Origin of the sequence: Bacillus sp. PAMC28571, assembly GCF_014250435.1 — a bacterium.
GTDB lineage: Bacteria > Bacillota > Bacilli > Bacillales > Bacillaceae > Bacillus > Bacillus safensis.
In genome coordinates this window covers 2,730,767-2,754,785 of sequence record NZ_CP060191.1, presented here as the reverse complement: position 1 = coordinate 2,754,785, position 24,019 = coordinate 2,730,767, and the positions used below count along the sequence as shown (strand labels likewise).

General features: G+C 42.1%; 25 protein-coding genes. 17 read left to right on the top strand and 8 right to left on the bottom strand.

Annotated features, from left to right (window positions below; genetic code table 11):
• Nucleotides 1-2 precede the first annotated feature (2 nt).
• The 6 genes from H7F25_RS14035 (at nucleotide 3) to pdxA (ending at nucleotide 8,117) form a co-directional block, all read left to right on the top strand.
• Complete coding sequence (locus H7F25_RS14035) at nucleotides 3-1,175, top strand: iron-containing alcohol dehydrogenase (RefSeq protein WP_103131603.1); 1,173 nt, start codon at nucleotides 3-5, stop codon at nucleotides 1,173-1,175.
• Between the two features lie 64 nt (nucleotides 1,176-1,239).
• Nucleotides 1,240-2,646: a sodium:solute symporter family protein gene (locus tag H7F25_RS14030; RefSeq protein ID WP_024423435.1), complete on the top strand. Its 1,407-nt coding sequence runs from the start codon at nucleotides 1,240-1,242 to the stop codon at nucleotides 2,644-2,646.
• Nucleotides 2,643-3,818: a sialidase family protein gene (locus tag H7F25_RS14025; RefSeq protein WP_073207394.1), complete on the top strand. Its 1,176-nt coding sequence runs from the start codon at nucleotides 2,643-2,645 to the stop codon at nucleotides 3,816-3,818. Before H7F25_RS14030 ends, H7F25_RS14025 begins: the two co-directional genes overlap by 4 nt.
• Before the next feature lie 147 nt (nucleotides 3,819-3,965).
• Complete coding sequence (locus H7F25_RS14020; protein WP_185853825.1) at nucleotides 3,966-5,747, top strand: sigma-54-dependent Fis family transcriptional regulator; 1,782 nt, start codon at nucleotides 3,966-3,968, stop codon at nucleotides 5,745-5,747.
• 25 nt (nucleotides 5,748-5,772) lie between these two features.
• Entirely contained in the window at nucleotides 5,773-7,116 is a 1,344-nt protein-coding gene (locus tag H7F25_RS14015) for a four-carbon acid sugar kinase family protein (RefSeq protein ID WP_073207388.1), read from the top strand.
• Nucleotides 7,092-8,117 carry a 4-hydroxythreonine-4-phosphate dehydrogenase PdxA gene (gene pdxA / locus H7F25_RS14010; RefSeq protein WP_073207385.1) on the top strand — a complete coding sequence of 342 codons (1,026 nt, stop codon included), beginning with the start codon at nucleotides 7,092-7,094 and terminating at the stop codon, nucleotides 8,115-8,117. Before H7F25_RS14015 ends, pdxA begins: the two co-directional genes overlap by 25 nt.
• A 16-nt stretch (nucleotides 8,118-8,133) precedes the next feature.
• Here pdxA and H7F25_RS14005 read toward each other — a convergent pair whose 3' ends face one another.
• The gene (locus H7F25_RS14005; protein WP_073207383.1) at nucleotides 8,134-8,880 is read right to left on the bottom strand and encodes an SDR family NAD(P)-dependent oxidoreductase; all 747 of its coding nucleotides are present in this window, start codon (nucleotides 8,878-8,880) and stop codon (nucleotides 8,134-8,136) included.
• Between the two features lie 189 nt (nucleotides 8,881-9,069).
• Between H7F25_RS14005 and H7F25_RS14000 the strand changes: the two genes are divergently transcribed.
• The 7 genes from H7F25_RS14000 (at nucleotide 9,070) to H7F25_RS13970 (ending at nucleotide 14,340) form a co-directional block, all read left to right on the top strand.
• A complete protein-coding gene (locus tag H7F25_RS14000) occupies nucleotides 9,070-9,639 on the top strand; it encodes a cob(I)yrinic acid a,c-diamide adenosyltransferase (protein WP_024426020.1) in 570 nt (189 codons plus the stop codon).
• Between the two features lie 162 nt (nucleotides 9,640-9,801).
• A complete protein-coding gene (locus H7F25_RS13995) occupies nucleotides 9,802-10,194 on the top strand; it encodes a membrane protein (RefSeq protein ID WP_024423428.1) in 393 nt (130 codons plus the stop codon).
• 15 nt (nucleotides 10,195-10,209) lie between these two features.
• Nucleotides 10,210-10,878 carry a stress responsive protein LiaH gene (gene liaH, locus H7F25_RS13990; RefSeq protein ID WP_024423427.1) on the top strand — a complete coding sequence of 223 codons (669 nt, stop codon included), beginning with the start codon at nucleotides 10,210-10,212 and terminating at the stop codon, nucleotides 10,876-10,878.
• Between the two features lie 104 nt (nucleotides 10,879-10,982).
• Entirely contained in the window at nucleotides 10,983-11,852 is an 870-nt protein-coding gene (locus H7F25_RS13985; protein WP_024423426.1) for a LiaG family protein, read from the top strand.
• 3 nt (nucleotides 11,853-11,855) lie between these two features.
• Entirely contained in the window at nucleotides 11,856-12,647 is a 792-nt protein-coding gene (gene liaF / locus H7F25_RS13980; protein ID WP_185853824.1) for a cell wall-active antibiotics response protein LiaF, read from the top strand.
• Complete coding sequence (liaS, locus tag H7F25_RS13975) at nucleotides 12,644-13,708, top strand: two-component system sensor histidine kinase LiaS (RefSeq protein ID WP_024426016.1); 1,065 nt, start codon at nucleotides 12,644-12,646, stop codon at nucleotides 13,706-13,708. Before liaF ends, liaS begins: the two co-directional genes overlap by 4 nt.
• Nucleotides 13,705-14,340 carry a two-component system response regulator LiaR gene (locus tag H7F25_RS13970; protein WP_024423423.1) on the top strand — a complete coding sequence of 212 codons (636 nt, stop codon included), beginning with the start codon at nucleotides 13,705-13,707 and terminating at the stop codon, nucleotides 14,338-14,340. Before liaS ends, H7F25_RS13970 begins: the two co-directional genes overlap by 4 nt.
• Nucleotides 14,341-14,382: 42 nt before the next feature.
• On the opposite strand, the gene H7F25_RS13965 is transcribed toward H7F25_RS13970, so the two are convergent.
• The 4 genes from H7F25_RS13965 to H7F25_RS13950 are packed head-to-tail and all read right to left on the bottom strand — an operon-like array spanning nucleotide 14,383 to nucleotide 18,412.
• Entirely contained in the window at nucleotides 14,383-14,751 is a 369-nt protein-coding gene (locus tag H7F25_RS13965) for a hypothetical protein (protein WP_041107739.1), read from the bottom strand.
• A gap of 37 nt (nucleotides 14,752-14,788) precedes the next feature.
• On the bottom strand, nucleotides 14,789-15,910 hold the full coding sequence (locus H7F25_RS13960; protein ID WP_133744589.1) for a Ger(x)C family spore germination protein: 1,122 nt from the start codon (nucleotides 15,908-15,910) through the stop codon (nucleotides 14,789-14,791).
• Complete coding sequence (locus H7F25_RS13955) at nucleotides 15,907-17,001, bottom strand: GerAB/ArcD/ProY family transporter (RefSeq protein ID WP_044331290.1); 1,095 nt, start codon at nucleotides 16,999-17,001, stop codon at nucleotides 15,907-15,909. Before H7F25_RS13955 ends, H7F25_RS13960 begins: the two co-directional genes overlap by 4 nt.
• Nucleotides 16,988-18,412 carry a spore germination protein gene (locus tag H7F25_RS13950; protein WP_024423419.1) on the bottom strand — a complete coding sequence of 475 codons (1,425 nt, stop codon included), beginning with the start codon at nucleotides 18,410-18,412 and terminating at the stop codon, nucleotides 16,988-16,990. The genes H7F25_RS13955 and H7F25_RS13950 overlap by 14 nt, the downstream gene beginning before the upstream one ends.
• 112 nt (nucleotides 18,413-18,524) lie before the next feature.
• On the opposite strand from H7F25_RS13950, the gene H7F25_RS13945 reads away from it, so the two are divergent.
• From H7F25_RS13945 to H7F25_RS13935, 3 genes are all read left to right on the top strand, one after another.
• Nucleotides 18,525-18,692, top strand: a complete 168-nt coding sequence (locus H7F25_RS13945) for a YvzF family protein (protein WP_122632046.1) — start codon at nucleotides 18,525-18,527, stop codon at nucleotides 18,690-18,692.
• Between the two features lie 89 nt (nucleotides 18,693-18,781).
• Entirely contained in the window at nucleotides 18,782-20,176 is a 1,395-nt protein-coding gene (fumC, locus tag H7F25_RS13940; protein WP_024423418.1) for a class II fumarate hydratase, read from the top strand.
• A 154-nt stretch (nucleotides 20,177-20,330) separates the two neighbouring features.
• Nucleotides 20,331-20,636, top strand: coding sequence for a hypothetical protein (locus H7F25_RS13935; RefSeq protein ID WP_225315506.1), 306 nt, complete (start codon nucleotides 20,331-20,333; stop codon nucleotides 20,634-20,636).
• Nucleotides 20,637-20,657: 21 nt separating this feature from the next.
• Here the strand turns inward: H7F25_RS13935 and H7F25_RS13930 are convergent, their stop codons facing one another.
• Complete coding sequence (locus tag H7F25_RS13930; protein WP_073207361.1) at nucleotides 20,658-21,536, bottom strand: TetR/AcrR family transcriptional regulator; 879 nt, start codon at nucleotides 21,534-21,536, stop codon at nucleotides 20,658-20,660.
• A gap of 192 nt (nucleotides 21,537-21,728) precedes the next feature.
• Between H7F25_RS13930 and spxO the strand changes: the two genes are divergently transcribed.
• Nucleotides 21,729-21,893, top strand: a complete 165-nt coding sequence (spxO, locus tag H7F25_RS13925; RefSeq protein WP_003212782.1) for an anti-adapter protein SpxO — start codon at nucleotides 21,729-21,731, stop codon at nucleotides 21,891-21,893.
• Nucleotides 21,894-21,913: 20 nt separating this feature from the next.
• On the opposite strand, the gene H7F25_RS13920 is transcribed toward spxO, so the two are convergent.
• A complete protein-coding gene (locus H7F25_RS13920) occupies nucleotides 21,914-23,245 on the bottom strand; it encodes a HAMP domain-containing sensor histidine kinase (RefSeq protein WP_024423416.1) in 1,332 nt (443 codons plus the stop codon).
• Nucleotides 23,242-23,919, bottom strand: coding sequence for a response regulator transcription factor (locus H7F25_RS13915; RefSeq protein WP_024423415.1), 678 nt, complete (start codon nucleotides 23,917-23,919; stop codon nucleotides 23,242-23,244). Before H7F25_RS13915 ends, H7F25_RS13920 begins: the two co-directional genes overlap by 4 nt.
• Nucleotides 23,920-24,019 lie beyond the last annotated feature (100 nt).

The following is a 24,019-nucleotide window of genomic DNA, read 5'->3' as shown; positions in this document are numbered from 1 at the left end:
AGATGACGATCACCCATTATCACTTTCAGACGGCATCACACATTGTATCTGGCGCAGGTTCTTTAGACCTTCTTGGGGAGAAATTAGATAGTTTAGGGCTTAGCGGACTCACATCCATTTTTATATTAACACAGCCATCTATCGTATCACTTGGTTATGCAGATCACATCAAAAGAGAACTTGCGAAAAAGGGGATAGCAAGTGAGATAAGTACAGAAATCAAACCTGAACCAACAGAAGAAAATATCGAGGGCGTATTCCACACCTTTTTAAAAGGAGAGCATGACGCCATTATTGGCATTGGTGGCGGGAGTGTCCTTGATGCTGCAAAAATTCTAGCTGTTCTTAAGACAAACGATCAGCCGATTTCTGCTCTCGTTGGCACAAACCTTGTGGAAAAAAGGGGAGTGCCGACGATTCTAATTCCGACAACTTCTGGTACGGGATCTGAGGTGACACCAAATGCAATTGTGACTTTTCCAGAAAAGGAACTGAAAATTGGAATGGTTAGTCCGCATCTTTTGCCAGACCTTGTCATCTTAGATCCAGCACTTACACTCAACTTACCGAAATCTATTACCGCAGCTACAGGTATGGATGCTTTTACGCATGCGCTTGAATCTTATATTTCAAATAAAGCCAATCCATTCAGTGATATGTTTGCACTGGAATCGATGCGGCTGATTTCAGGAAGTATTCAGGAAGCGTATCATCACGGGGATCATATGAAGGCAAGAGAAAATATGCTTGTTGGTGCAATGTATGGGGGAATGGCGCTCACAAGTGCCGGAACTGCGGCTGTTCACGCCATGGCTTATCCATTAGGGGGGAAATACAAGATTTCTCATGGTGTTGCTAATTCCATGCTGCTTCCGCATGTCACTGCTTTTAATGCAGATCATATCATTGATCGGCTTGAACATGTGGCAAGAGTAATAGGACTATCGGGAGCTCACACAAAGCAGAATCTTGCAGATCGTGTGATTCATCAAATTGAAGAATGGACAGCGGATTTACACATACCACAGCAGCTCAAAGCTTTTGGCGTGTCGAAGGAGGATGTACCGGCACTTGCTCAAGCAGCTTCAGAGGTGAAGAGATTAATGGACAACAATCCAAAGCCAATGTCTGTTTCCGAAATTGAACAGGTATACATGAAACTGCTTGACGCTTAATGCTTCATTGGGATGGGACATGAGAAGTTGCTTCACACGGCTTGCACACAAAGGGGGATTTTAAATGAATGTCTTAAGCAGTTCTGTCATCACATTTATTTTGATCGTCATTATTCTCTATATACTATTTACGACTTGGCTGACGATGCGTTTCCGCAGTAAATCCAATTCAGAATTTAACAATGCTGCTAAGTCACTTCCAGCCATTGTAGTCGGTATCTTGCTCATGAGTGAATTCATTGGAACGAAATCCACTGTTGGAACTGCAGAATCTGCCTTTACGCATGGGCTTTCTGCTTCATGGTCTATTGTGACCGTCGCTATCGCCTTTTTTATTTTTTCATTTTTCTTAGTAGGCAAGTTTTATCGAACAGGGCAGTACACCATTTCAGGTATTATCGATCAGAAGTTTGGGAAATCAACGAAGCTAGTTGTTTCTGTTATTATGATTGCTGCATTACTGCTTGTGAATCTAGGAAACTATTTAAGTGGGTCAGCTGCTATTGCATCCATTTTAGGGCTTCCTTTAATGACCTGTGCGATCATTACGGCCGTTGTGAGTACATTTTATTTTACATTCGGAGGAATGAAAGGGGTAGCATGGGTCACGATCCTTCATTCGATCGTGAAGTATGCGGGAATTTTAATTACACTAGGGGTAGCCCTTTATTTAACAAAAGGCTTTGAACCGATGAAACAAACGATGCCTGATCATTTCTTTACATGGGACGGGACAATTGGTTGGGGGACAATTGGAGCTTGGTTTATAGGAAACATGGGCGCCATCTTTGCTACGCAGTTTATTATTCAAGCAATCACCTCGTCGAAAAGTGAGCGTGAGGCAAAGAAATCGACACTTTATGCAGCTCTGCTTTGTTTGCCGCTCGCCGTTGCGATTGGTGTGATCGGTGTAGCTGCACATTATTTGTATCCAGACATTGATCCTATTTATGCCTTCCCTGTCTTTTTACAGCATATGAATCCAATTTTGAGTGCCATTGTGGCAACATCGCTTGTGGCATCCATCTTTGTCGGTGTGTCGACGGTCGCGCTTGCGACGACAACCTTAATTATCGATGATTTTTATGTACCGAAAATGAATCCAACACCAGAGCAGAGAATGAAAATCACGAGGTATGTGGCTGTACTCGTTGGAATTGTGCCTCTTGTCGGAGTGGCACTTGCGCCGGAGCTGCTGTCCCTTTCCTTTTTTACAAGGGCGCTTCGAACATCGATCGCCGTTGTAGCAGCAATGGGCTTTTACTTGCCATACTTTAATTCAAATAGAGGGGCGACCATTGGCCTTGCTGCTTCAGGTGTTACCACGACGGTTTGGTATTTACTCGATAATCCGTTCGGAATCGATAATATGTATATTGCCATTATCATTCCTTTCCTTGTGCTGGTAATCGATCGACTTATCAGTCCGCCTGCTAAAAAGGATCAATCATTGAAAGGAGAATTGTCATGACAAATGAAGAGACTGTGATGAAAATAGATGGAATTTTGCGACAAAATGAACAAGATACAGAGAGAAAAGAAGCCTTTCTGCCAACAGACTGTGTGCAAAATCATGCGGCCAATCTACTTGAGCTGGATAATGGAGATGTATTATGTGTTTGGTTTGGTGGAACGCAGGAGGGAATACCTGATATCTCAATCTATACGTCGAGACTCAAACGGGGAAGTAACAAGTGGACAGAGGCAGTGAAGTTATCTAACGATCCTGCACGCTCTGAACAAAATCCAGTTCTGTTTCAAGAGGAAAATGGCAGGCTATGGCTGCTGTATACCGCGCAGCTATCTGGGAATCAAGATACCGCCATCGTGCGATACCGGCTATCAGAGGATAGAGGTGAGACATGGGGTGAGATTGATACTTTGTTTGAACAGCCGGGTACGTTTATACGGCAGCCGATTGTTGTACTGGATAATCAAGATTGGCTGCTGCCCGTCTTCTATTGTAAGACCATTCCAGGCGTCAAATGGACAGGGAACCGGGATGTCAGTGCTGTGAAAATTTCATCCGACCAAGGAAAGACATGGGAGGAGGTCATTGTACCAAACAGCACGGGCTGTGTTCATATGAATATTGGAAAGTGTGCAGACGGGTCCCTCATAGCCCTCTTTAGAAGCCGGTTTGCTGATTCGATTTATATCAGCCGTTCCGTCGATCATGGACGGACATGGTCTGAGCCAAAGGCAACGGAGCTGCCCAATAATAATTCATCCATTCAATTTACAGTGCTCCAAAATGGGCATCTTGCCCTAGTCTATAATCATATCAATGCGGATGAGCAAACAGAAAAAAGAGCTTCTTTATACGATGAAATTGAGGATGAAGGCGATACGCGCACGGCGGTTGATACAGAAGCACGTCCAGCGTTTTGGGGAACACCGCGTGCACCAATGACTTTGGCGCTCTCTGAGGATAATGGTCATACATGGCCTATCAGACGTAACCTTGAAGTGGGTGATGGATATGCGATGACAAACAATTCAAAGGATAAACTAAATCGAGAGTATTCTTATCCATCCATCACGGAAGGAAAAAACGGGAAGCTGCATATTGCGTTTACGTATTATCGGCAGGCGATCAAATATGTGTGTGTGACAGAAGAATGGGTCAATCGCACTTCTTAACTGCAAGAGGGCCCTGCTTCTGGTGAATTGTAACCCTCATTTGCTTCATTTATAATTGATGTTTGGAGGGTTGTCCCCATTTTCTATCGGCTGGACTCCCTCAAGGTATGTCTCATGATGAAGAGATAAAAAATGGGGGTCCTTTTCATGAATATCAAAGTGTTAGGTGTTGCGCCGTATAAAGGGTTGGGAGATGTGTTAATCGACCTTGCCAAAGAAGAAAAAAATATCACATTCCAGCTTGTAGTCGGAGATCTTCGGTCTGGGGTTGCTCTCGCAGAACAAGCAGAAGCTCAAGGGATGGATATCATTATGAGCCGGGGCGGAACAGCTGCGCTCATTCAAAAACATGTGAACATCCCAGTAGTGGATATCCCTGTGTCAGGGTACGACTTGCTTCGTGCCTTAACGCTGATAAAAGATTATCAAGGTAAAAAAGCGGTCGTGGGTTTTGAAAATATCACTCAAGGTGTCCGCACCATTGGGGAATTATACGGAATTAAAATTGATATTTACACAGTGCAGCAAGAGGAAGAGGTATGGGATCTCTTAAAACAATTACAAGATCAAGGGACACAGGTTGTGCTTGGAGATGTCATTACAGATAAAGCGGCTAAAGAGCTGGGAATGCAGAGTATGCTCATTACATCAGGTCGTGAATCGGTCAAAGAAGCATTTCATCAAGCAAAACAAATGTATCGTTTATATAAAGAGGCGACAGCTGAACAGCGTCTTTTTCGTGAAATGATTGATCAAGAGCCAAAAGGCATGCTAATCGTCGATCCACACAACAAACTTCATTTTATGAATCAACAAATGAAACAATGGACAGAAAAAGGATTATTTGCACCGTCTACTTCTCATGCCGATGTGATTACATGGTGTCCAGCACTTGAACCGGCACTAAAGGCGATTCGAGAAGGGAAACAAAATGGTTATTCTCAAATATCTCATCAGCAGCAAGTGTGGCATGTCAAAGGAAGCATGCTATCGAAAGGCGAGTTGCTTGTCACGATTGAAAGGCCTTCGGCTGTGATGAATCAAGAAGGTCTTCGTATTTGGACGCTTGCGTCGCCTATTCATTCAGAACATCCATTTGCTCTTTTTACAGAACAAAGCCCAAAAATGAAAGATGTGATCAAAAGGGCAAAAGCGTTTAGCCAAACGGAGCGCTCGATTTGCCTGTATGGTGAACAAGGAACTGGTAAATCAAGCCTTGCATTTGCCATCCATCAAATGAGCGAGAGGAAAGATGAGAGCTTTACGACGGTACATTGCAGACGTTTGATAGAACCGGAAGATTTAAAATCAATCCCTCTGCATCAAAAAGGGACGATGTTTCTAAAGGATATTGAGAGCGTTCCAATGGATATACAGCAGCTCATTGCTGAGCAGATGCATCATCATCAGAATATTCGCTGGATGGCTGCATCTCAAGTGGATTTGTTCAAATTGATGCAATCTGGAGCGTTTTGTGAGGAATTATATACAGGCTTACAGGAGCTCACGATTCATGTCCCTCCGTTGTCTGAACGGCCAGAAGATATTGAGGACATGAGCAGGTTATTTATTGCGGAACTAAATTCTCTTTACGGGACGCAGGTGGTTGGGCTGTCAGCAGATGTGATTGAAGCCTTTCAACACCAGAAATTCAGAGAAAATGTCAGGCAGTTCAAGCGGATCATTGAGGAGCTTGTGCTGACGACAAAAAGTGGATATATCACGTTGAATAAGGCAAAGGCAGCAATTGATCAGCTTGCTTTTGAAAATGAAGAAAAACAGCTGTCCAGCTATTTGAATGGAACGCTTGATGAAATTGAAAGACGGATTATCAAAACGGTGCTGGAAGAAGAAAATATGAATCAATCAAAGGCGGCAAAGCGGTTGAATATCAACCGTACGACGCTATGGAGAAAGCTAAAGGAATAATATGTAATGAGGCCGAGGTGTCTAAATGACAAACGATCTATTAAAAAAAGGAGCGAAACTAGAGCAAAAGGTAATCATTGTGGCGGATGATTTGACAGGTGCCAACGATACAGGTGTTCAATTTGTCAAAGCGGGCTTCACAGCCTCTGTCCTGTTTCAGCCGTCATTTGAAGGCGTTGACAGGTATAAAGAGGATGTGCTGATTGTGGATACCGATTCACGAAGTATGTCTTCAGAGAACGCCTACCATGAGGTCAGCCAAATGGTGCAGCCATTTCTCCAAGATGAATCGCACCTTTTCTTTAAAAAAATAGATTCAACATTGAGAGGCAATATAGGAATTGAACTGCAAGCACTAATGGATATTGGCCCATTTGATGCGGCGGTTATCGCACCTGCCTACCCAGATGCACAAAGAGCAACCAATGATGGCATACATTATGTGGAAGGAGTGCCTGTTCATCTGTCAGAGGCGGCAAAGGATCCGAAAACACCAGTTTTGACATCCAGCCTATCAGATTTAATTGAGGAGCAGACGAACGTCAGACCAAAAAACCTTTCTCAACAAACAATCGGCGAAGAGCTCAAAGGAACGAGTGATGAGGTATCATCCTTATTGAAGCATGATCACCAATGGTTTGTGTGTGATGCAGAAACAAGTGATGATTTAGGGCGGATTGTGGAAGTGTTTATGAAGATGGATAAAAGAATACTATGGGTCGGTTCAGCGGGACTAGCTGGTGCATTATCGGCATATGTCGCTAAACGTAGAAATACTTCTCGCTTTAAAAAACAGAGACCTGTCCTCATCGTATCTGGAAGTGCCTCTCAAAAAACAAATGAGCAGTTTGCTTATTTAAGAGAAACTCACGATTGTTTTGAGATAAAAGTGAATCCGCTGAATGTATTAAACGGCCGTGAAGCATGGGAACGAAAATCAGTTCTCGATCAACTGCGTAAGCGTCAAAACGAAGATATTCTCCTTTACACAGATGCACGGCCAGAGATGGTTGAAAAGATGCTGGTTTACGGAGAAAAGAAAGGGCTGTCAAGACAAGAGGTTGGAAGTGCTTTGTCCGTCTTTCTTGGAATGATCACAAAAGACATTGTCACATTATCAGGAATGAGACGACTTTTCCTAACTGGCGGAGATACAGCGCGGGCGATTTGCCAGGAGCTTGGAGCAGGAGGTATTCGGCTGCTGAAAGAAATTGAACCTGGCATCCCGCTCGGTCAGCTTGTTGATACGAATTTATATGCGGTTACGAAAGCAGGAGCTTACGGTCAAAAAAATTCAGTACTCCACGCGGTAGAAGTGCTGAAAAAGATAGAGGGGGAAGTCGAATGTCAAAACCAATCATTGCTGTAACGATGGGAGATGCGGCTGGTGTTGGTCCTGAAATTATTTTAAAAGCTTTTCAGCAAACGCGTTTACATGAAGAAGCCGTTCTATTTGTGATCGGAGATACCAGTATATTAAATAGGGCAAAAGACTTTGTGAATACAGATGTGGAGATTGTAAGTATCAAAGAACCAGAGGAAGCGGAGCAGGTGAAAGCCGGAGCAGTTCCGTGCTTAGACCTTAAGCTCTTAACGAACGAGATTCCAATTGGGGACATATCAAAAGAAGCAGGAAATGCTGCTTTCCGATATCTTGAAAAAGCCATTAGTCTTGCAAATGACCGTAGAATTGACGGCATTTGCACAGCGCCGCTAAACAAAGAAGCACTTCATAAGGCAGGTCATATGTATCCAGGACATACAGAAATTTTAGCTGACCTGACAGGTACAGAAGATTATGCGATGATGCTGGCGGCCCCTAACTTAAAGGTAGTTCATGTCACCACACATATTGGATTAATGGATGCCATTTTAAAAATTAATACTGAGCGTGTATACACGACGATTAAGCTGGCACATGATACACTCGTCCGTTCTGGGATCTCTGCTCCTAAAATCGCTGTATGCGGGATTAACCCGCATGCTGGGGAGAATGGATTGTTTGGGAACGGAGAAGAAGAGGAGAAGATCATCCCAGCGGTTGAACTAGCGCAGGAAGAAGGGATTCAAGTATTTGGGCCGCTGCCTGCTGATACCTTGTTCTTTAGGGCAGTAAGAGGTGACTTTGATATCGTTGTGGCGATGTATCATGATCAAGGGCACGGACCGATTAAGGTGCTTGGCTTAGAGTCGGGTGTAAACATTACAGTTGGACTGCCGATTATCCGTACAAGTGTCGATCATGGGACGGCATTTGATATCGCAGGAACAGGAAAAGCTGATGCTGCGAGCATGGAAGAAGCTATTAGACAGGCCATCATGCTTTCTGGTACGAGAGAAAATCAATATGAAAAGAAAAAGAGCCTTTAAGAGAGGCTCTTTTTTTCTAGTTCATATACGTTCCGCCATTCATATTGATGGTTTCTCCTGTGATAAAATCCGACTGGTCAGAAGCTAAAAATGTCACAACATTTGCGACTTGTTCTGGTGTTCCAATCGTTTTCAAAGGAATTCTATCTAAAACCGAACGCCGGTATTCATCGCTCCACTGTTTGCTCATGTCTGTTTCAATTGGACCAGGGCAGATAGCATTCACATGAATGTGGTGCTCTGCTAATTCTTTGGCAAGATGCATGGTTAAATAATTGATGCCTGCCTTTGATGCACCGTATGCAGGTGATGCATTGTGATGAGGGGTTTTGCCAGTTGTAGAACTCATATTGATAATCTTTCCGCCTTGTTGTTTGATCATGTCAGGAATGACCGCTTGGCACATGAGGAACGTGCCGGTCAAATTAATATCAATCAATCGTTTCCACTCATCAAGGGTTGTCTCGACTGTTGATTTTCGTAAATTGATCCCAGCATTGTTGACCAGCAGATCAATCTGTCCAAAATGTGTTTTCGCTTGCTCCACGAGTGAAGAGGCTGTCTCTGGTAAACTAGCATCACCAGCTACATAAACGGCTCGTTTCTCTTTTTTATTCAGTGAGGAGCAAACCTCTTGCAGCAGCATGTCGTTCGTTCCATTGAGAACGACGCGCACTCCTTCGCAGGCAAGTGCCTCTGCAATGGCGCGGCCAATTCCTCTGCTTGCACCTGTAATGATTGCTACTTTATTTTGTAAACTCACGTACATCCCACCCCATCTCTCATAATTAAAAAGCGCTTTCATTCATTATAAAACGGGATGTTTCATCATTCAACATATATAAGAGGGTTGGAGTGATTTTCAGTAAAAGTGTTTCATAATAAAACAAATACATCTTTTTAACTTCAGGTTATACTAAAAGGACAAAGCAGTAGAAAAGAGGGAAAACCGTTGAAACTTTATACGAAAACCGGGGATCAGGGCCAAACAGGCTTGATTGGCGGAAGAGCCGATAAAGATGATGTGAGAGTAGAGGCGTATGGTACGTTAGATGAGGCGAATAGCTTTATTGGACTCGCGCATGCAAAATTACGGCAGCATGGCGAATTGTTTCCGGACCTTTTGTCAGAGCTGATCGTTATACAGCATGAGCTGTTTGACTGCGGGGGTGATTTGGCAGCAGTCAAACCACGTAAAGAAGGCAAATTAACAGAAGCCTCTGTGACAGTCCTTGAGGAAAGAATGGATGTCTATGTAGAAGAGGCTGAGCCGCTTACTAAGTTTATTTTACCGGGTGGTCAGGAAGGCGCTGCTCTCTTACATGTAGCGCGGACAGTCGTCAGAAGAGCCGAGAGGCATATTGTGACGCTTGCAAAACAGGAGGAGATTCCAGCCGTTGCTCTCTCATACGTAAACCGTCTATCCGATTATTTATTTGCAGCCGCTCGAATTGTGAATTATCGGCTTGGTGAAGCTGATGTTGAATATGAACGAAGTGCCGATGTGTTTCGTTCTAAATAAGGAAAGCACTCTTCATAGAAGAGTGCTTTTTTATTAGGTTCTGCTTCTTAGTCTGAGCATTGTTACGACTCTAGTCGCAATCAAAGATCAATCTGTGACACGTTTTGCCGGCTTTCTTTTTTGACTATAGTTAAAGCAAGGAGCAAGAAAGGAGGCATGAAGATGAAAATAACAAGTAAAACCATTATCGGTTCAATTTTATTGTTTGTCGGTTTATCCATCTTCTTTGGTGGTTCATTAGGTGGGCTGATCCCGGTTTTGATTGGTGCAGGGCTCATCTATGTAGGTGTTAAAAAATACGAAAAAAGCAGTACAACCTTAGGTGTCATTCTAGCAGTCATTGGTGTACTGATCGTCGTGCAATTTCTGCCGTTTATACTCGGCATCGCATTTGCAGGGGTACTTCTTTATTTTGGCTGGTCGATGATCAATGGTGAATCTACCGAAAAATCATCAAGCAGAGCCTATATGGAGCCAAACACGGCACCTAATACGGAAGAACCGATTCATACGTCTTTTGATCAAGAATGGGAAGACTTTTTAAAGAAAAAATAAAGGGAGGAATATCAAATGGTATTAAGAAGAGTAAGAGATATGTTTGTTGCAACTGTCAATGAAGGTTTAGATAAATTGGAGAATCCGCGTGTCATGCTGAATCAATACGTTCGTGATATGGAGGATGATGTTGCGAAAGCGAAACATGCCATCATCAAACAGCAAACGATTCAGCAAGGCTTCCTGCGAAAAGCAGAAGAGACGGAAGCATTTGCTGAAAAGCGAAAGAAACAGGCCGAGCTGGCATATCATGCGGGAGAAGAGGAGCTTGCACGAAAAGCGCTCACAGAAATGAAGTATTTTGAAGAAAAGCACAACGAATACCAGGAAGCCTACCAGCAATCTGTGAAACAATTGAAAGAGCTGAAAGAGCAATTGCAGCACTTAGAAACGAAGCTGCGTGATATAAAAGACAAGAAGCAGGCACTGATTGCAAGAGCCAATGCCGCACAGGCAAAGCAGCATATGAATGATTCCATCAATAAAGTAGACAGTGAAAGTGCATATAAAGAGTTTCTTCGAATGGAGAACCGTATTGAAGAAATGGAAACAAAAGCAGGCAGCTATGCACAATTTGCAGATCAAGGGGCATACGCTCATTTAGACTACGCCGATGAGGTTGAAAAAGAATGGCAGAAGCTGAAGCTTGAGAAAAAGCCTGAACAGCAGCAAGCAAACGTATAGAGGTCAAATCGGAAGAAAAGCAGGCTTTTTCTTCCGATATTTGATTTCTTTCTGTTTCGCTTTTCCTTATAATGAAAAGGTCAGAAGATAAAGGGATGGTATAAATGAAGCGATTAATCGGTCTAATTTGTATACTTGTAGGTATCTTTTTAATGATTGGCATGCTTTTCAAAAATGAAAATCTCTTTCATTTAAGTTTTTCCCGTGAAAAACCAGTGACAACAGCTTCAGCGAAAAAAGAGGAGATTGATCAATTAGATATTTCTCTTTCTGGGTTTCGCGTGAAGGTAAAACCTGAAAATCGTTCCGATATCTCGGTGACTGCTGTCAATGGAAAAGGGAAAATGTATGCGGAGCAAACAGGCGGTACGTTCAAAATTCGTGCTGAAAATAAAAGCTTCTTGTTTTTTACTCAATTTGAAAAAGGAGAGCTTTTAGTTAAAATTCCAACAGATTATCATAAAAATGTGAAGATTACGGGTGGAAGCGGCGTCAGTGAGATTGACGGAGAAGGAAAGCTGTCCCTTCAAGATGTGATACTTAAATCAACGAGCGGAAACCTCACAGCTGAGAATTTCTCAGCAAAAAATGTAGAAATCAAAGCAACCTCTGGCAGACTGGCAGTGTCGCACATTGATGCGAAGGATAGTGATATTGGGGCAACTTCAGGGCGTGCCGATATTAATGATGTCAAAGGCGAGCTGCAATTGGGCATGACAAGCGGCCGATTGACAGCAAGTTTTGATACAATTGAGTCACCTGTCTCCTTTCATATGACATCAGGGAGTGCGAAATTTAATTTGCCAGATGACGGAGATTTCAACGTTCAGGTGAAAAAAACAAGTGGAAGCGTCGATCACTCGTATGACTTTGATCAAGTGGATAGTGAAGGTCGAGGCTTTACAGGTACGCGGGGAAAAGGGACACATGTAGTCGATATTGAAATGACAAGTGGTAACCTCAAGCTGCGGTAATGAATGAAAGAAAGGAAGGAGGCGAGTCAACTGCGTTTTACAAGGAATCAAATTTTAGGCATCATTGTTGTGATATTTGGTATTAATTTATTTCTCAAAATTATTGGGATCGGAGCAGATTTGTTTTGGCCTGTGTTTTTTGCGCTGGCGGGTTATTGGCTGCACTCACGATCCAAACGTTGGCTCGGTTCAGTTTCCTATATTTTTGCCGGCTTTCTCTTCTTAAAATTTCTGCTCAATATTACATTTAGTTTAACAGGTTACCTATTTGCGGCCTTTTTGATTTATGCCGGCTACCGCTTATTGAAAAATAAACCTGTTTTTGATGTCGATAAAAAGGAAACATCAGACGACGGGAAGCCTTCACTGAAAGTCAATCTTGAAAAAAAGAGCGATCAGAAGAAAACAAAAAGCCAGACAAAGCCGCGCAAAGAGCATGACTTTTTTATTGGTGAAGTCAGGCTGATGAAAAAGCCGTTTCAATTAAGTGATTTGACGATTTCAGGTTTTATTGGCGATGTTAAAATCGATTTATCAAAGGCGATCATCGCAGAAGAAGAGAGTACGATCGTGATTAGCGGGCTGATTGGAGATGTGGATATTTACGTACCGCAGGATATTGAAGTATGTGTGAGTGCTTCCGCCGCGATTGGTGATATGAAAATCATAGATGAAAAAAGAAGCGGGTTCGGCAGTAAAGTGTACGTGATGACCAACGATTACGATGAGAGCAAACGAAAAGTGAAAATCTCCATCTCTCTGCTGATCGGAGATGTGGATGTGAGATACTTATGAGGAAATTGCATTTAGGTCTCCAGTGGCAATCTGTTCGTCTTGGCGTCGGTATCTCGCTCGGTGTTGTGACGATGACGACCCTGCCGATGTTTTTTTATTATCAGCTTGATCCAATGATCCTGCTTTCTACCCGCTGGTTTGGCATACCGTTTTTTTGTATTTTACTCATCGTTAGTCTTGCGATTGGGATTTCTGCCGGGAGTGTATTTGGCTATCAGCATAAGAAACGCCTCGATCAGCTTGTTGAGTCGATTTTGAAATTTGAAAATGGAAACTTTGCATATAGACTGCCGTCTCTTGGCGACGATGAAATTGGCTTAGCCGCCGATCAATTAAATGAAATGGCGAAGCGGGTCGAAGGGCAAGTAGCCTCTTTGCAAAAGCTTTCAAATGAACGGGCTGAATGGCAGGTTCAAATGAAGAAATCGGTCGTCTCAGAAGAGCGGCAGCGGCTTGCACGAGAGCTCCATGATGCGGTCAGTCAGCAGTTATTTGCGATTTCAATGATGACTTCAGCTATTCTTGAAGGCATGAAGGAAAAGGACGAAAAGATATTAAAGCAAATGCAGCTTGTCGAACGAATGGCTGGCGATGCACAAAATGAGATGCGTGCTCTTCTGCTTCACCTAAGACCGATCACGCTAGAAGGAAAAGACCTGAAAAAAGGCTTAATTGAGCTGCTAAATGAATTCCAAGCAAAGCAGCCGATTGATATTGATTGGGAAATCGAAGATGATGTTCCGTTATCTAAAGGAGTAGAGGACCACCTCTTCCGAATTGTGCAAGAAGCCCTGTCTAATGTATTTAGGCATGCAAAGGCGACAAAGGTAACTGTGCGCCTGCTCATAAGAAACCGGCAAGTGCAGCTAAAGATTATTGATAATGGTATCGGCTTTCAAACAGATCATGTGAAGACAGCCTCCTACGGACTTGAATCGATTCGAGAGAGAACAAGTGAAGTAGGCGGTGTCGCAGAGATTATGTCATTTGAGGGAAAAGGCACACAAATTGATGTGAAGGTCCCCATTTTTGATGAAGGAAAAGGAGAGAACGTTCGATGATTCGAGTGCTTTTAATCGACGATCACGAAATGGTGAGAATGGGTCTTGCGGCCTTTTTAGAGGCGCAGGCTGATATTGAAGTCATTGGTGAAGCGTCAGATGGACAAAAAGGTGTAGAGCTAGCCGTTGAGTTAAAGCCAGATGTGATTTTAATGGATCTTGTCATGGAAGGGATGGATGGCATCGAAGCAACGAAAAGAATTTGTCAGGAAATTGAAGATGCCAAGATTATCGTTCTGACGAGCTTTATTGACGATGATAAAGTCTATCCGGTGATTGAGGCGGGTGCTCTAAGCTATTTATTAAAAACATCCAAGGCAGGAGAAATTGCTGATGCCATCAGATCAGCAAGTATCGGTGAACCAAGACTTGAATCGAAAGTGGCTGGAAAGGTCATGAATAAACTCCGTCATTCATCAAATGGGTCCATCCTTCACGATTCATTAACAGCAAGAGAAATGGAGATCTTGAAGCTGATTGCGGATGGGAAATCGAATAAGGTCATTGCCGAGGAATTATTTATTACAATTAAGACGGTGAAGACCCATATTACCAACATTCTTTCCAAACTTGATGTGGAAGATCGAACGCAAGCGGCTGTGTATGCGCACCGTCATAAGCTGATTCAATAAAAAAACAGCTTTCAAGTGAAAGCTGCTAGAACATGCGTAAAATTAGTCCTTCTGTCCTGTGATCGGACGTTCGGATAGTTGATGGAGCTCAGGAACTGGAAAAGCCTCCTGCTCCTTGGCCGATTTTTCTTCCAGGGTTTTCTTCATTTCGGATAAAAGCTTTACGCTCTCCTTTGCTGCTGCCGCTTTTTTTTCCTGCAAATCAATGATCTGTGAAAGTCCGACGAATAAACCGCCTCCCAACAGAAGGAGCGCAGGGGTTTGTCCATAATAAACCACGATCAAAAATGTGCTTGAAAAGCTGTCGGCTTCAATGAAGAAATCTTCTTTTGATTGCGTGAATACAACGATTAACAGAAGTATCCCTAGAATCAAAAATAGAATGCCGGCCGAAAGTAAAGCTCGTTTCATGATTGACACCCTTTTTTTCTTACCATTTTAACACACTCTATAAAGATTGTGTTGCGCCCTTAGTCCCGAAGTCACGGATTTTCACATTTGCCTTGTAACGAATGTCCGATTCACTAAAAATTTCATCCCAATGCTTCGCTTCTTTTCGAAAGTCCTTCGGATACGCAATACTCGCTTTTTGAGAAAACCCGCAAATATCTGCTTTGATCTCATGTTGTAATTCCCCAATGAAATCTTTTACGTTTTTCTCTAATTGACGCTCCACTGCACCCTCAATCTCTTGAAGATACTTTTCATTAAATGAGTTTTCACGCTCATTCCAATCCTCAGACAACCTTCCTTCAAGCGCCACTGACACATTAAATTGATATTTTCCGCTCGCTGTTTTATTCGTTTCAATGTTATGTTTCAGTTTAAAAATCTCAAACGAATAGATGCTGTGATCATATTCAAATTCAATGACTCCGCCTTTTCCGTCCCCAGTCAACAGATTGTATGACTGCACGGCTAACGGAGAGATGCTGGTGAGAAATCGTCTGTTCTTAATAATAGAGGCTCCATCGAGTATTAATTTCCCTTGATCCACACCGACTTTCGGAACAGCAAAAGATACGTTGTTTTGCATAGCAGAAGAAATATCTCCTAATGAAACGGGCTTGAACATACGTATGGTCGATTTTGTATTCCCAGAAATATCATATAATGTAGAAGAAGCTGGCTGCCCATCGTCATTGATTTTCAGCAAGTCCCCAGGCTTTTCTGAGGTCATAAAGACGAGGCTTCCTCTCCGCGTTTCATTGTCGCGAATAAATTGATTAATGACGAGGTCGAAATTATTCTCATTGATAAGTTCCTCAGAAAATAAATACACCCTCAGCTGCTGGGCGAAAATCCGGTGACTTTTGAGCGTCGTTGTTCGGAATATTTGATGTACGGAATCACCACTCGTTTCTATAATCTTTGTTGGGTCTTTTACGCTGGATTCTTGTTCAATTTTTTGAGGAACAAGGACTTGCATTGATATTTTAAGCTTATGACCGTCATCTCCTTTATCTAAGCCATAACCAATCGCCATGTTGAGTTCCTCAATATTGGTACTATCCCAGCATCCACTTAATAGAACAAGGGTCATTAATGCAAAAACCACTTTCTTTTTCATGCCGCTTTCCGCCTCCTTTTCAAAAATACGATGATAAATAAGAGAAACGGGAGAATGCCGAATAAAAGGAAAAATAAATTGTTCACATAGGTTAAATAATCACGCACTGTATCAACATCCTTTGGGAAAACGGCGGCAAAGTAGATGACAATTCCCATCAACGTGAGTACGACTTTTTTGGGTAATTTTGTTAGTTTGGATACCCCCATTGCAGCAAAAAACGTATATCCTACAAAGCTCGTATAAAGCTGAACAAGCCAAACGATAAGCAAAAAAGATTCAATCCGCTCAATAAAGATCCCCTGTATATCGAACGATTGAAATAAAGCAATCGTCGGCCAAGTCAACGTCGCAGTTTCTTTCACCGTGAACGCACCAACGACAAGAATATAGGTGAATATATAAATGATCGCAGGAATCAAAAAGCCGATTGCGCCATAAGCAAAGGTGTGTTTTTGCGTGTTCATATAGACAGGCATAAACAGCATCATTTCAATACCGACAAACGAAATGGCTGATGCATTAAAGGATTTGAAGACAGGGGAGAAGCCCTCGCCTAAAACAGGCCGGAGGTTATCTAACTTAAACTCTTGAACACTGAGTCCGTAAGCAATAAATAAGATAATTAGGGTGACAATGAGGAAAAAAGGGCACAGTCTGGCAAAATCACCAATCCCGCCGACGACAAGATAAAGACCGACCAAAATAAAGCTGATCATTGTCACCGCTACTGGAGTGTTTTGAAGCAAAAAAAACTTCACCATTTCCGACATAGCCCGCACTTCATAGCTGGCAACGCCGAGAAAATAAATAATAATGAGCAGGTTAGCAAGGGCACCGATCCACTTGCCAAGCCCCTCGTTCGTATAATCATAGTAAGAGGAGAAGGGGACTTTTTTCATCATAAGGACATTCGCAAAAATAAATACAATGTAAATGCCACTCATGAGTAAGAGCGCAATCCAGCCGTCAGGTGTAGCTGCAGCCTGAGCCATTGCTCTTGGCAGAATCATCATACTTGCACCTAATGTTGTATTGGCAATGATGGCACTTGCCTGATAGCTGGTGATCGACTCTTTATGATTGACCATATCGTTCTCCTTTCTTTTGATTTTTTAAAGGCAATCGAATGATGGAATTGTCTTCGTTTTTATAGCTGAACACAAAATCTGGTGAGAAATAAGGCGTCCCAAAACTTTTTTGCCGTGTTAAATGAGTAAGGAGAACGAGCATGAACAGCACAATCCCATATAAACCAAAGGTAGCTGCTGTAAACATGGACACAAACCGGAGCACGCGGAACGACATGCCCATCCCATATTGCGGGACAGTGAATGATGCGAGGGCAATCACACTGACGATAATCACCATGATCGAGCTCACAATATGAGCCTGAACGGCCGCCTGCCCGATGACAACTCCGCCTACAAGTCCAATCGTTTGCCCGAGCGGATTTGGCAGCCTTAAACCGGCTTCCCGCAGCAGCTCAATCGTTATCTCCATGATCAGTGCCTCCACAATAGGCGGAAAGGGGACATTTTCTCTAGTGCTTGAGATTGAAATAGCAAGAGTTGTTGGTAAAAGCCCTTGATGGAAGGACACAAGTGCAATATAAATGGCTGATAAAAATAATGTCAGAAAGATAGAGGTAAACCGCAGCATCCGAATGAGAGAGGCAGCGATCCATCTTTCATAATAATCATCAGGTGATTGCATAATCGTCGCGAGAGAAGCAGGTACAATTAACACAAAAGGAGAATGATCAACAAAAATGGCGACACGTCCATTATTTAAAGCAGAGGCCACTTTATCCGGCCGTTCTGTGTTTTGTATTTGCGGGAAAGGCGAGTACACATTGTCTTCAATCAGTTCCTCAAGAACACCGGAGTCTTGTATATCATCAATGGTGACTTGCTTGAGTCGTTTTTTCACTTCTTTTAAAACAGACGATTGAGCCATACCGTCAATGTACATGATGGTCACTTGGGTGTACTTTTTTTGACCAATCTTCATGTCGACGGTTTTAAGATCGGGGTTTTTCAAGCGCTGTCTTACAAGAGCTAAGTTCGTATCTAAATCTTCAATAAAGCCAATTTTCGGTCCTCTCACAACTGTTTCAGAGGTAGCATCCCCTATACTGCGTTTCTTTGTTCCGTGCGTTTCTAAAATATACGCATGCTGAAATCCGTTAATCAGAACAACACAATGCCCATCAAAAATCGCATCGACCAATTCCTCAGAGGTTTTCACCGAACGTGTGGTCATCATCGATAAATTGGATTCTAACTTCTCTTTTGTGAGAGACGTATGATCTTGGAGAAGCAGCTTTAAAAAGGTTTGAATCTCCATCTTTTCGTTCATTTCTTTTATGTATAAATAGTAAACCACCTGTCCGTGAGGCAGCGTTTTTTTCTCATGGACCAAATCGTCCATTTCCTTTAATTGCGGAAGAATGACGGAGAGATTATCGTATAAGTGCTCTTTTAATGGAGTCTGATTCATTCGGATCACCCGCCTCAAATCTTTTTCTTAGCATTACCTGCTTGAAAAAACAATATTCTGTGTTACATTATTTTGTGGTAAAAGAAAGAATGAGGGTTTTGGAGGAAACAAGATGGCACAGATTCGTTTAGCAGGAACAAAAGAGGAGATCGACCGTATTCTACAGTCGTTTGACAAGCATTATGAGGTGACATATACATCAAAGAATTACGGAAAAACGAACCCAAAATACAAATATTCGAAGGATGTTCGCGTTTATATTGAACTAAAATTAAAATAAAGATAAAATTTTAATTGAAAACGCTTAAAGGATTTTCGTTTTTTGTATAGAATAGAGTTGAGTGATGAGAAGCTATGGAGGGATACATAATGACAGAATTTAGAATCGAAAAAGATACAATGGGCGAAATCAAAGTGCCGAAGGACAAGTTCTGGGGTGCACAAACACAACGAAGCAAAGAAAATTTCAAAATCGGTTCTGAGAAAATGCCAAAGGAAGTTGTGAATGCGTTTGCAATTTTGAAACGTAGCACAGCGATTGCGAACGAGCGTCTTGGCAACCTTGAAAGCGAAAAAGCAGAAGCTATTGCTGCTGTATGTGATGACATCATCAGCGGAAAGTATGACGAGCATTTCCCGCTTGTTGTTTGGCAGACAGGCAGTGGAACACAAAGTAACATGAACATGAACGAAGTCGTTGCAAACAGAGCAACTGCTTATTTGAAAGATAAAAATAGCGAGTTCAGCATTCACCCGAATGATGACGTTAACCGCAGCCAAAGCTCAAATGATACATTCCCAACGGCTATGCACGTGGCAGCTGTTTTAGCTGTGTACAAAAAATTGCTGCCTGCTATTGACCAGTTAAGAACAACTCTTGATGAGAAAGCAAAAGCGTATCAAGAGATTGTGAAAATCGGCCGTACGCACTTGCAGGATGCAACACCGCTGACAGTTGGCCAAGAGATTAGCGGCTGGGTATACATGCTGGACCGTTCAAAAGAAATGATTCTAGAATCAACTGAAAAAATGAGAGAATTGGCCATTGGCGGAACGGCTGTTGGTACAGGCATTAACGCACATCCTGAGTTCGGTCAATATGTTGCTGAGGAAATTAGCCAGCTGACAGGTCAAACATTCAATTCTTCACCAAACAAATTCCATGCGCTGACAAGTCATGATGAAATTACGTATGCACACGGAGCCTTAAAAGCACTTGCAGCTGACTTAATGAAAATTGCCAATGATGTGAGATGGCTTGCAAGTGGTCCTCGCTGCGGAATTGGTGAATTGATCATTCCTGAAAATGAGCCGGGAAGCTCCATTATGCCAGGAAAAGTCAACCCAACCCAAAGTGAAGCTTTAACCATGATTGCAGCACAAATCATGGGGAATGATGCCACAATCGGTTTTGCAGCAAGCCAAGGAAACTTTGAGCTGAATGTATTTAAGCCAGTCATCATTTATAACTTCCTGCAATCAGTTGAACTACTTGCTGACGGCATGAACTCATTCCATGACAAGTGTGCAGTTGGAATCGAACCAAACCTTGAAACGATTGAGAAAAACTTGAACAATTCATTGATGCTTGTGACGGCACTAAACCCGCACATCGGATATGAAAATGCAGCGAAAATTGCGAAGCTTGCGCACAAAGAAGGATTAACACTAAAAGAAGCAGCACTTCAATTAGAGCTGTTAACAGAAGAGCAGTTCGAGCAATTTGTGAAACCAGAGGAAATGGTGACACCGAAAGCAAAATAAGAAACCAGGGGCGGCTGCCCCTGGTTTTTATGTGGGAAGATATTTGAGGTGAATAGTTGTGAGAACATTAAAGACAAGGTTTATTAGATGGTTGCGGACACGCGATGTTGAATTCTTTCAAGTAATGTCCCAAGATACGGAGGAGTCAGCTTTTTTGTTATATATTGATCAAAGACGGCCCGAGGGTGGGAATCATATTGATATATTTTTGATCTCTCATTTTGAGCTGTCAGAAGAGTCGTATGAAGATGTTCTAAGTTTCAATAACGATATGCTTGGCTTTAAACCAACCTGTTCGTATTGTATGGACACTCTGTCGATAGAGGAAGAATTTGAATTTGATTTTCCTTGTGACATGCTTGCTGTTCAAAGATATGTAGATGACTTACTAAATAGAGTTCAAGCCAGCAAACTTCCTGAACTGACACATAAGGATTTTGATTTTTTATCACAACAATAAACCCAGGGCATCCCCTGGGTTTTACAAATGATCCTCTTTCAAAATACGCAAAAGAGATTCGGAGTTGGTTTGAAGCGGTGCGTATAATTTCAATTGGTACAGCATGCCTTTCACGATGACTTGTCTTGGTTTTTGTTTGTTTAATTCATTTTCCAGAATGCCAAGCGCTTCAAATAATTCAGGCTCGTCTTTCACTTCATAGTGTGCTTCAGCCATCTCTCTTAATTCCTGTAAAAGAGATTCTGTGAGCGGATCGAATGACCGTTCATAAATCGGACCAAACCAATCGCTCGCTTGATCTACAGAAATGAGAGGAAGATCTTTTCGCTTCATCATACCGCCCATCAAATCATCGATACGGTGAATCATGGTTGTGGCAAGCTCTTCTGCTTCCAGCTGAAAATCATATAAAATCGCAAGCTCGAAATAAACGTGGCTCATGCCCTCAATCGTCAAACATAAATCAGCCATATAAGGAATGGCAGCGTCTCCATACACTTGTTTAATATTGTCGATATGAAGCTGAATCGTCGCAAGCCTAATTTGTTTTGCGAGCTGCTGCGTTTCTTGAGTCATAGGAAGCGCTCGATCGCTCAGCTGCATTTTAATAAAATCCTTTTGCTGCAAAATATTATCGTAATAGACAGTGAGCTGTTTGCGGTAGGCTTCTTTTGGTGTGCCGCCCTCTGTTTGAACCTCATGAATCCGGGTAAATACCTTATCGTAATAGTAATGAAGGATCGAAATGAGCAATGCTTCCTTTGATTTAAAATAAAGATAAAAAGCACCCTTTGACATGTGGCATTCATCCGCAATTTCCTGAACAGACGTTGTGTTGTAGCCTTTGCTGGCAAATAATTTCATGCCAGCCTCAATGATCATTTTTTCTTTCTTTTTCAATATGAATGTCATCCTTTCTTACCGAGAGACAAATGTCTTAGGAAACGTGCGCAAAGAGATGTGACTTATTGGTCATAAACGACGAAAGTTTTCAAAAATTAATCAGATTGTAACTTGTTTTTTACAGTGTAATTCTTTATATTATAAAGTAAGGTGACCAACTGGTCAAAATATGTGAAAGGATGATGTTCCATGAGAGAAATCGATGATATGATTAGACGCTTGCGAACAAAAGGGATTCAAGTAGAAAAAGTCAAAATGCCGAAAGAGACAACCATTGAAAAGAAATGGATGTATCAAGCTGGCAAAAAGATCAAAGCCACATACCGTGATTTCAATGGGTATTCATTCATTTAAAAAAGACTGCGGTCAAAAACCTACAGTCTCTTCTTTGGAACCATGATTGTATAACGTACACCTAGATCATCATTTTCAATAGATATGGACGCTTGATGCATTGAAAGGATTCTTTTGACAATGCTTAATCCAATACCGAATTCGCCCTTTTTTCCCTTACTAAAAGGTTCGTATAGGTTGGACAGCATATGTTCTTCAATTGGAGGACCGTCATTACGAATGACAATGCGGATTTGATCCTCTTCTTGTTTCATCTGAATATCAATCTTACTTTTTGCGTAGCGAAGTTGATTTTCTAGTACATTCTCAAATAATTTGCTCCATTGTTCTGGATCGCCTTCAAGAGCAGCCTCATCATCTAAGTCCACGTTCCACTGCAATTCATTTTTCGACCAGCGTATTCGGTCGACCACTTCCAGCATCGTATTACTGAGTAGGAAGGAAGAATGTGCGGGATGTTGTTTTGATAAATAATCAAGCTTTGTTAAGTACAGCAGATCCTTGATTTTCTTCTCAAGCTTTTCCGCTTCACCTTCAATGACTTCCACCGTTTGTTCAAGATCTCCCTTAGGAAAAATACCATCTTTAATGGACTGCGTATAGCCGCGGATGACCATGACAGGTGTTTTTAAGTCATGTGAAATATTCTGCAAAAGTGTCCGTTCTGTTTCATCTTTTTGAATGAGTTTTTGTCTCATTTCTTCAATGGTATGACCAAGTTTGCCAATTTCATCTTGCCGGTCAACGATGACAGGATCGTCCCAGTCCTCTTGGGCAATCCGTTTGACGTGCTTTTCAAACGCAACGATTGGTCGGGATAGATAGCGGGCAAGCCAAATCGATGGAATCCAGCTTAGTAAAATAACAGTGCCTAAGATAAAGATCAGCTGTTTAAACAGCGTAAAGGACAGGTCATCTCGATAAGAATCTGGTGCATAGGACAGAAGAATATATTGTGTATTGCCTGATGATACTTTTTTGATGACAAAAAAGATATGCTGGCCGTTCACCTCTTCAGAATACCGTTTCGTTGCGCTTTTTTGTTTTTTCACAAACGATTGGATTTTCTCAATAAAAGCATGCGGAAAAAACTGCGCCATTTGATCTAATTCATCTGACGGGATCAAAATGTGCTGCACGGAGCGGTTTTCCGGTGTCGACTTTGGCGAGCCGTCTCGGTTCAATGGATATTCTGTCAGCACTTGCTGTTCATTTTCGATATTTTTATAAATTTCATTTGTGAAGAAGTCACGTAATGTATTGGAAAATAGAATAATCAGGACAATGGAAATGGTGAGCAAAATGCCAGAGATCACAGCCCAAATTTGAAAAGCGAGCGGTTTGTTCTTCATCCTTTCAGCATCCTATAGCCAAATCCATAGATGGTCTCGACCTTTAAGTCGGGCATTTTTTTGCGCAGCCGTCTGACAAGGTCATCCACCACACGATCTGTCCCGAAGTAATCGTGTCCCCAAATCTTGACGAGGATATCTTCACGAGAAAAAGCATGTCCTTGGTGATGTGTAAATAAAAGCAGCAAGTCAAATTCCTTAGACGTTAAGTTAATGAGCTGCCCCTCTTCATAGACCTCTCTTACATCCTCATGAATGACATAAGAAGAAACTGAAGTGACGCTTTGCTGCTGCGGGGTATCGCTGTTTTTATACACAAGCTCCAGCAGCTTTTGAACCCGAATGATCAGCTCACGAGGAAGAAACGGCTTCGCAATATAATCACTGCTTCCCAGCTCTAAGCCGAGGACACGGTCGATATCTGCATCACGTGCTGAAATGAAAATGACCGGTACGTCAGGTGATGCGGCTTTGATTTCTTTAATAAGGGTGTAGCCGTCTGTATCAGGCAGCATGATATCTAAAATCCATAGATGCGGCGGCTTGTTTATGGCTTCGCGTGCCGCTTCTCCGGTTAAAAAAGAGGAGACATTCCAATCTTCACTCTCTAAATATTTGGTTAACAGTTCATTTAAATTTTGTTCATCTTCAACTAAATAAATGGTGTACGACAAAGTCTTCCACATCCTCTCAACGTCATTATAACGGGATACGAAGGCGGCATGTCAACAATCACACGCTTTTTTCACAATTTCACATATTCTTCTCATCATT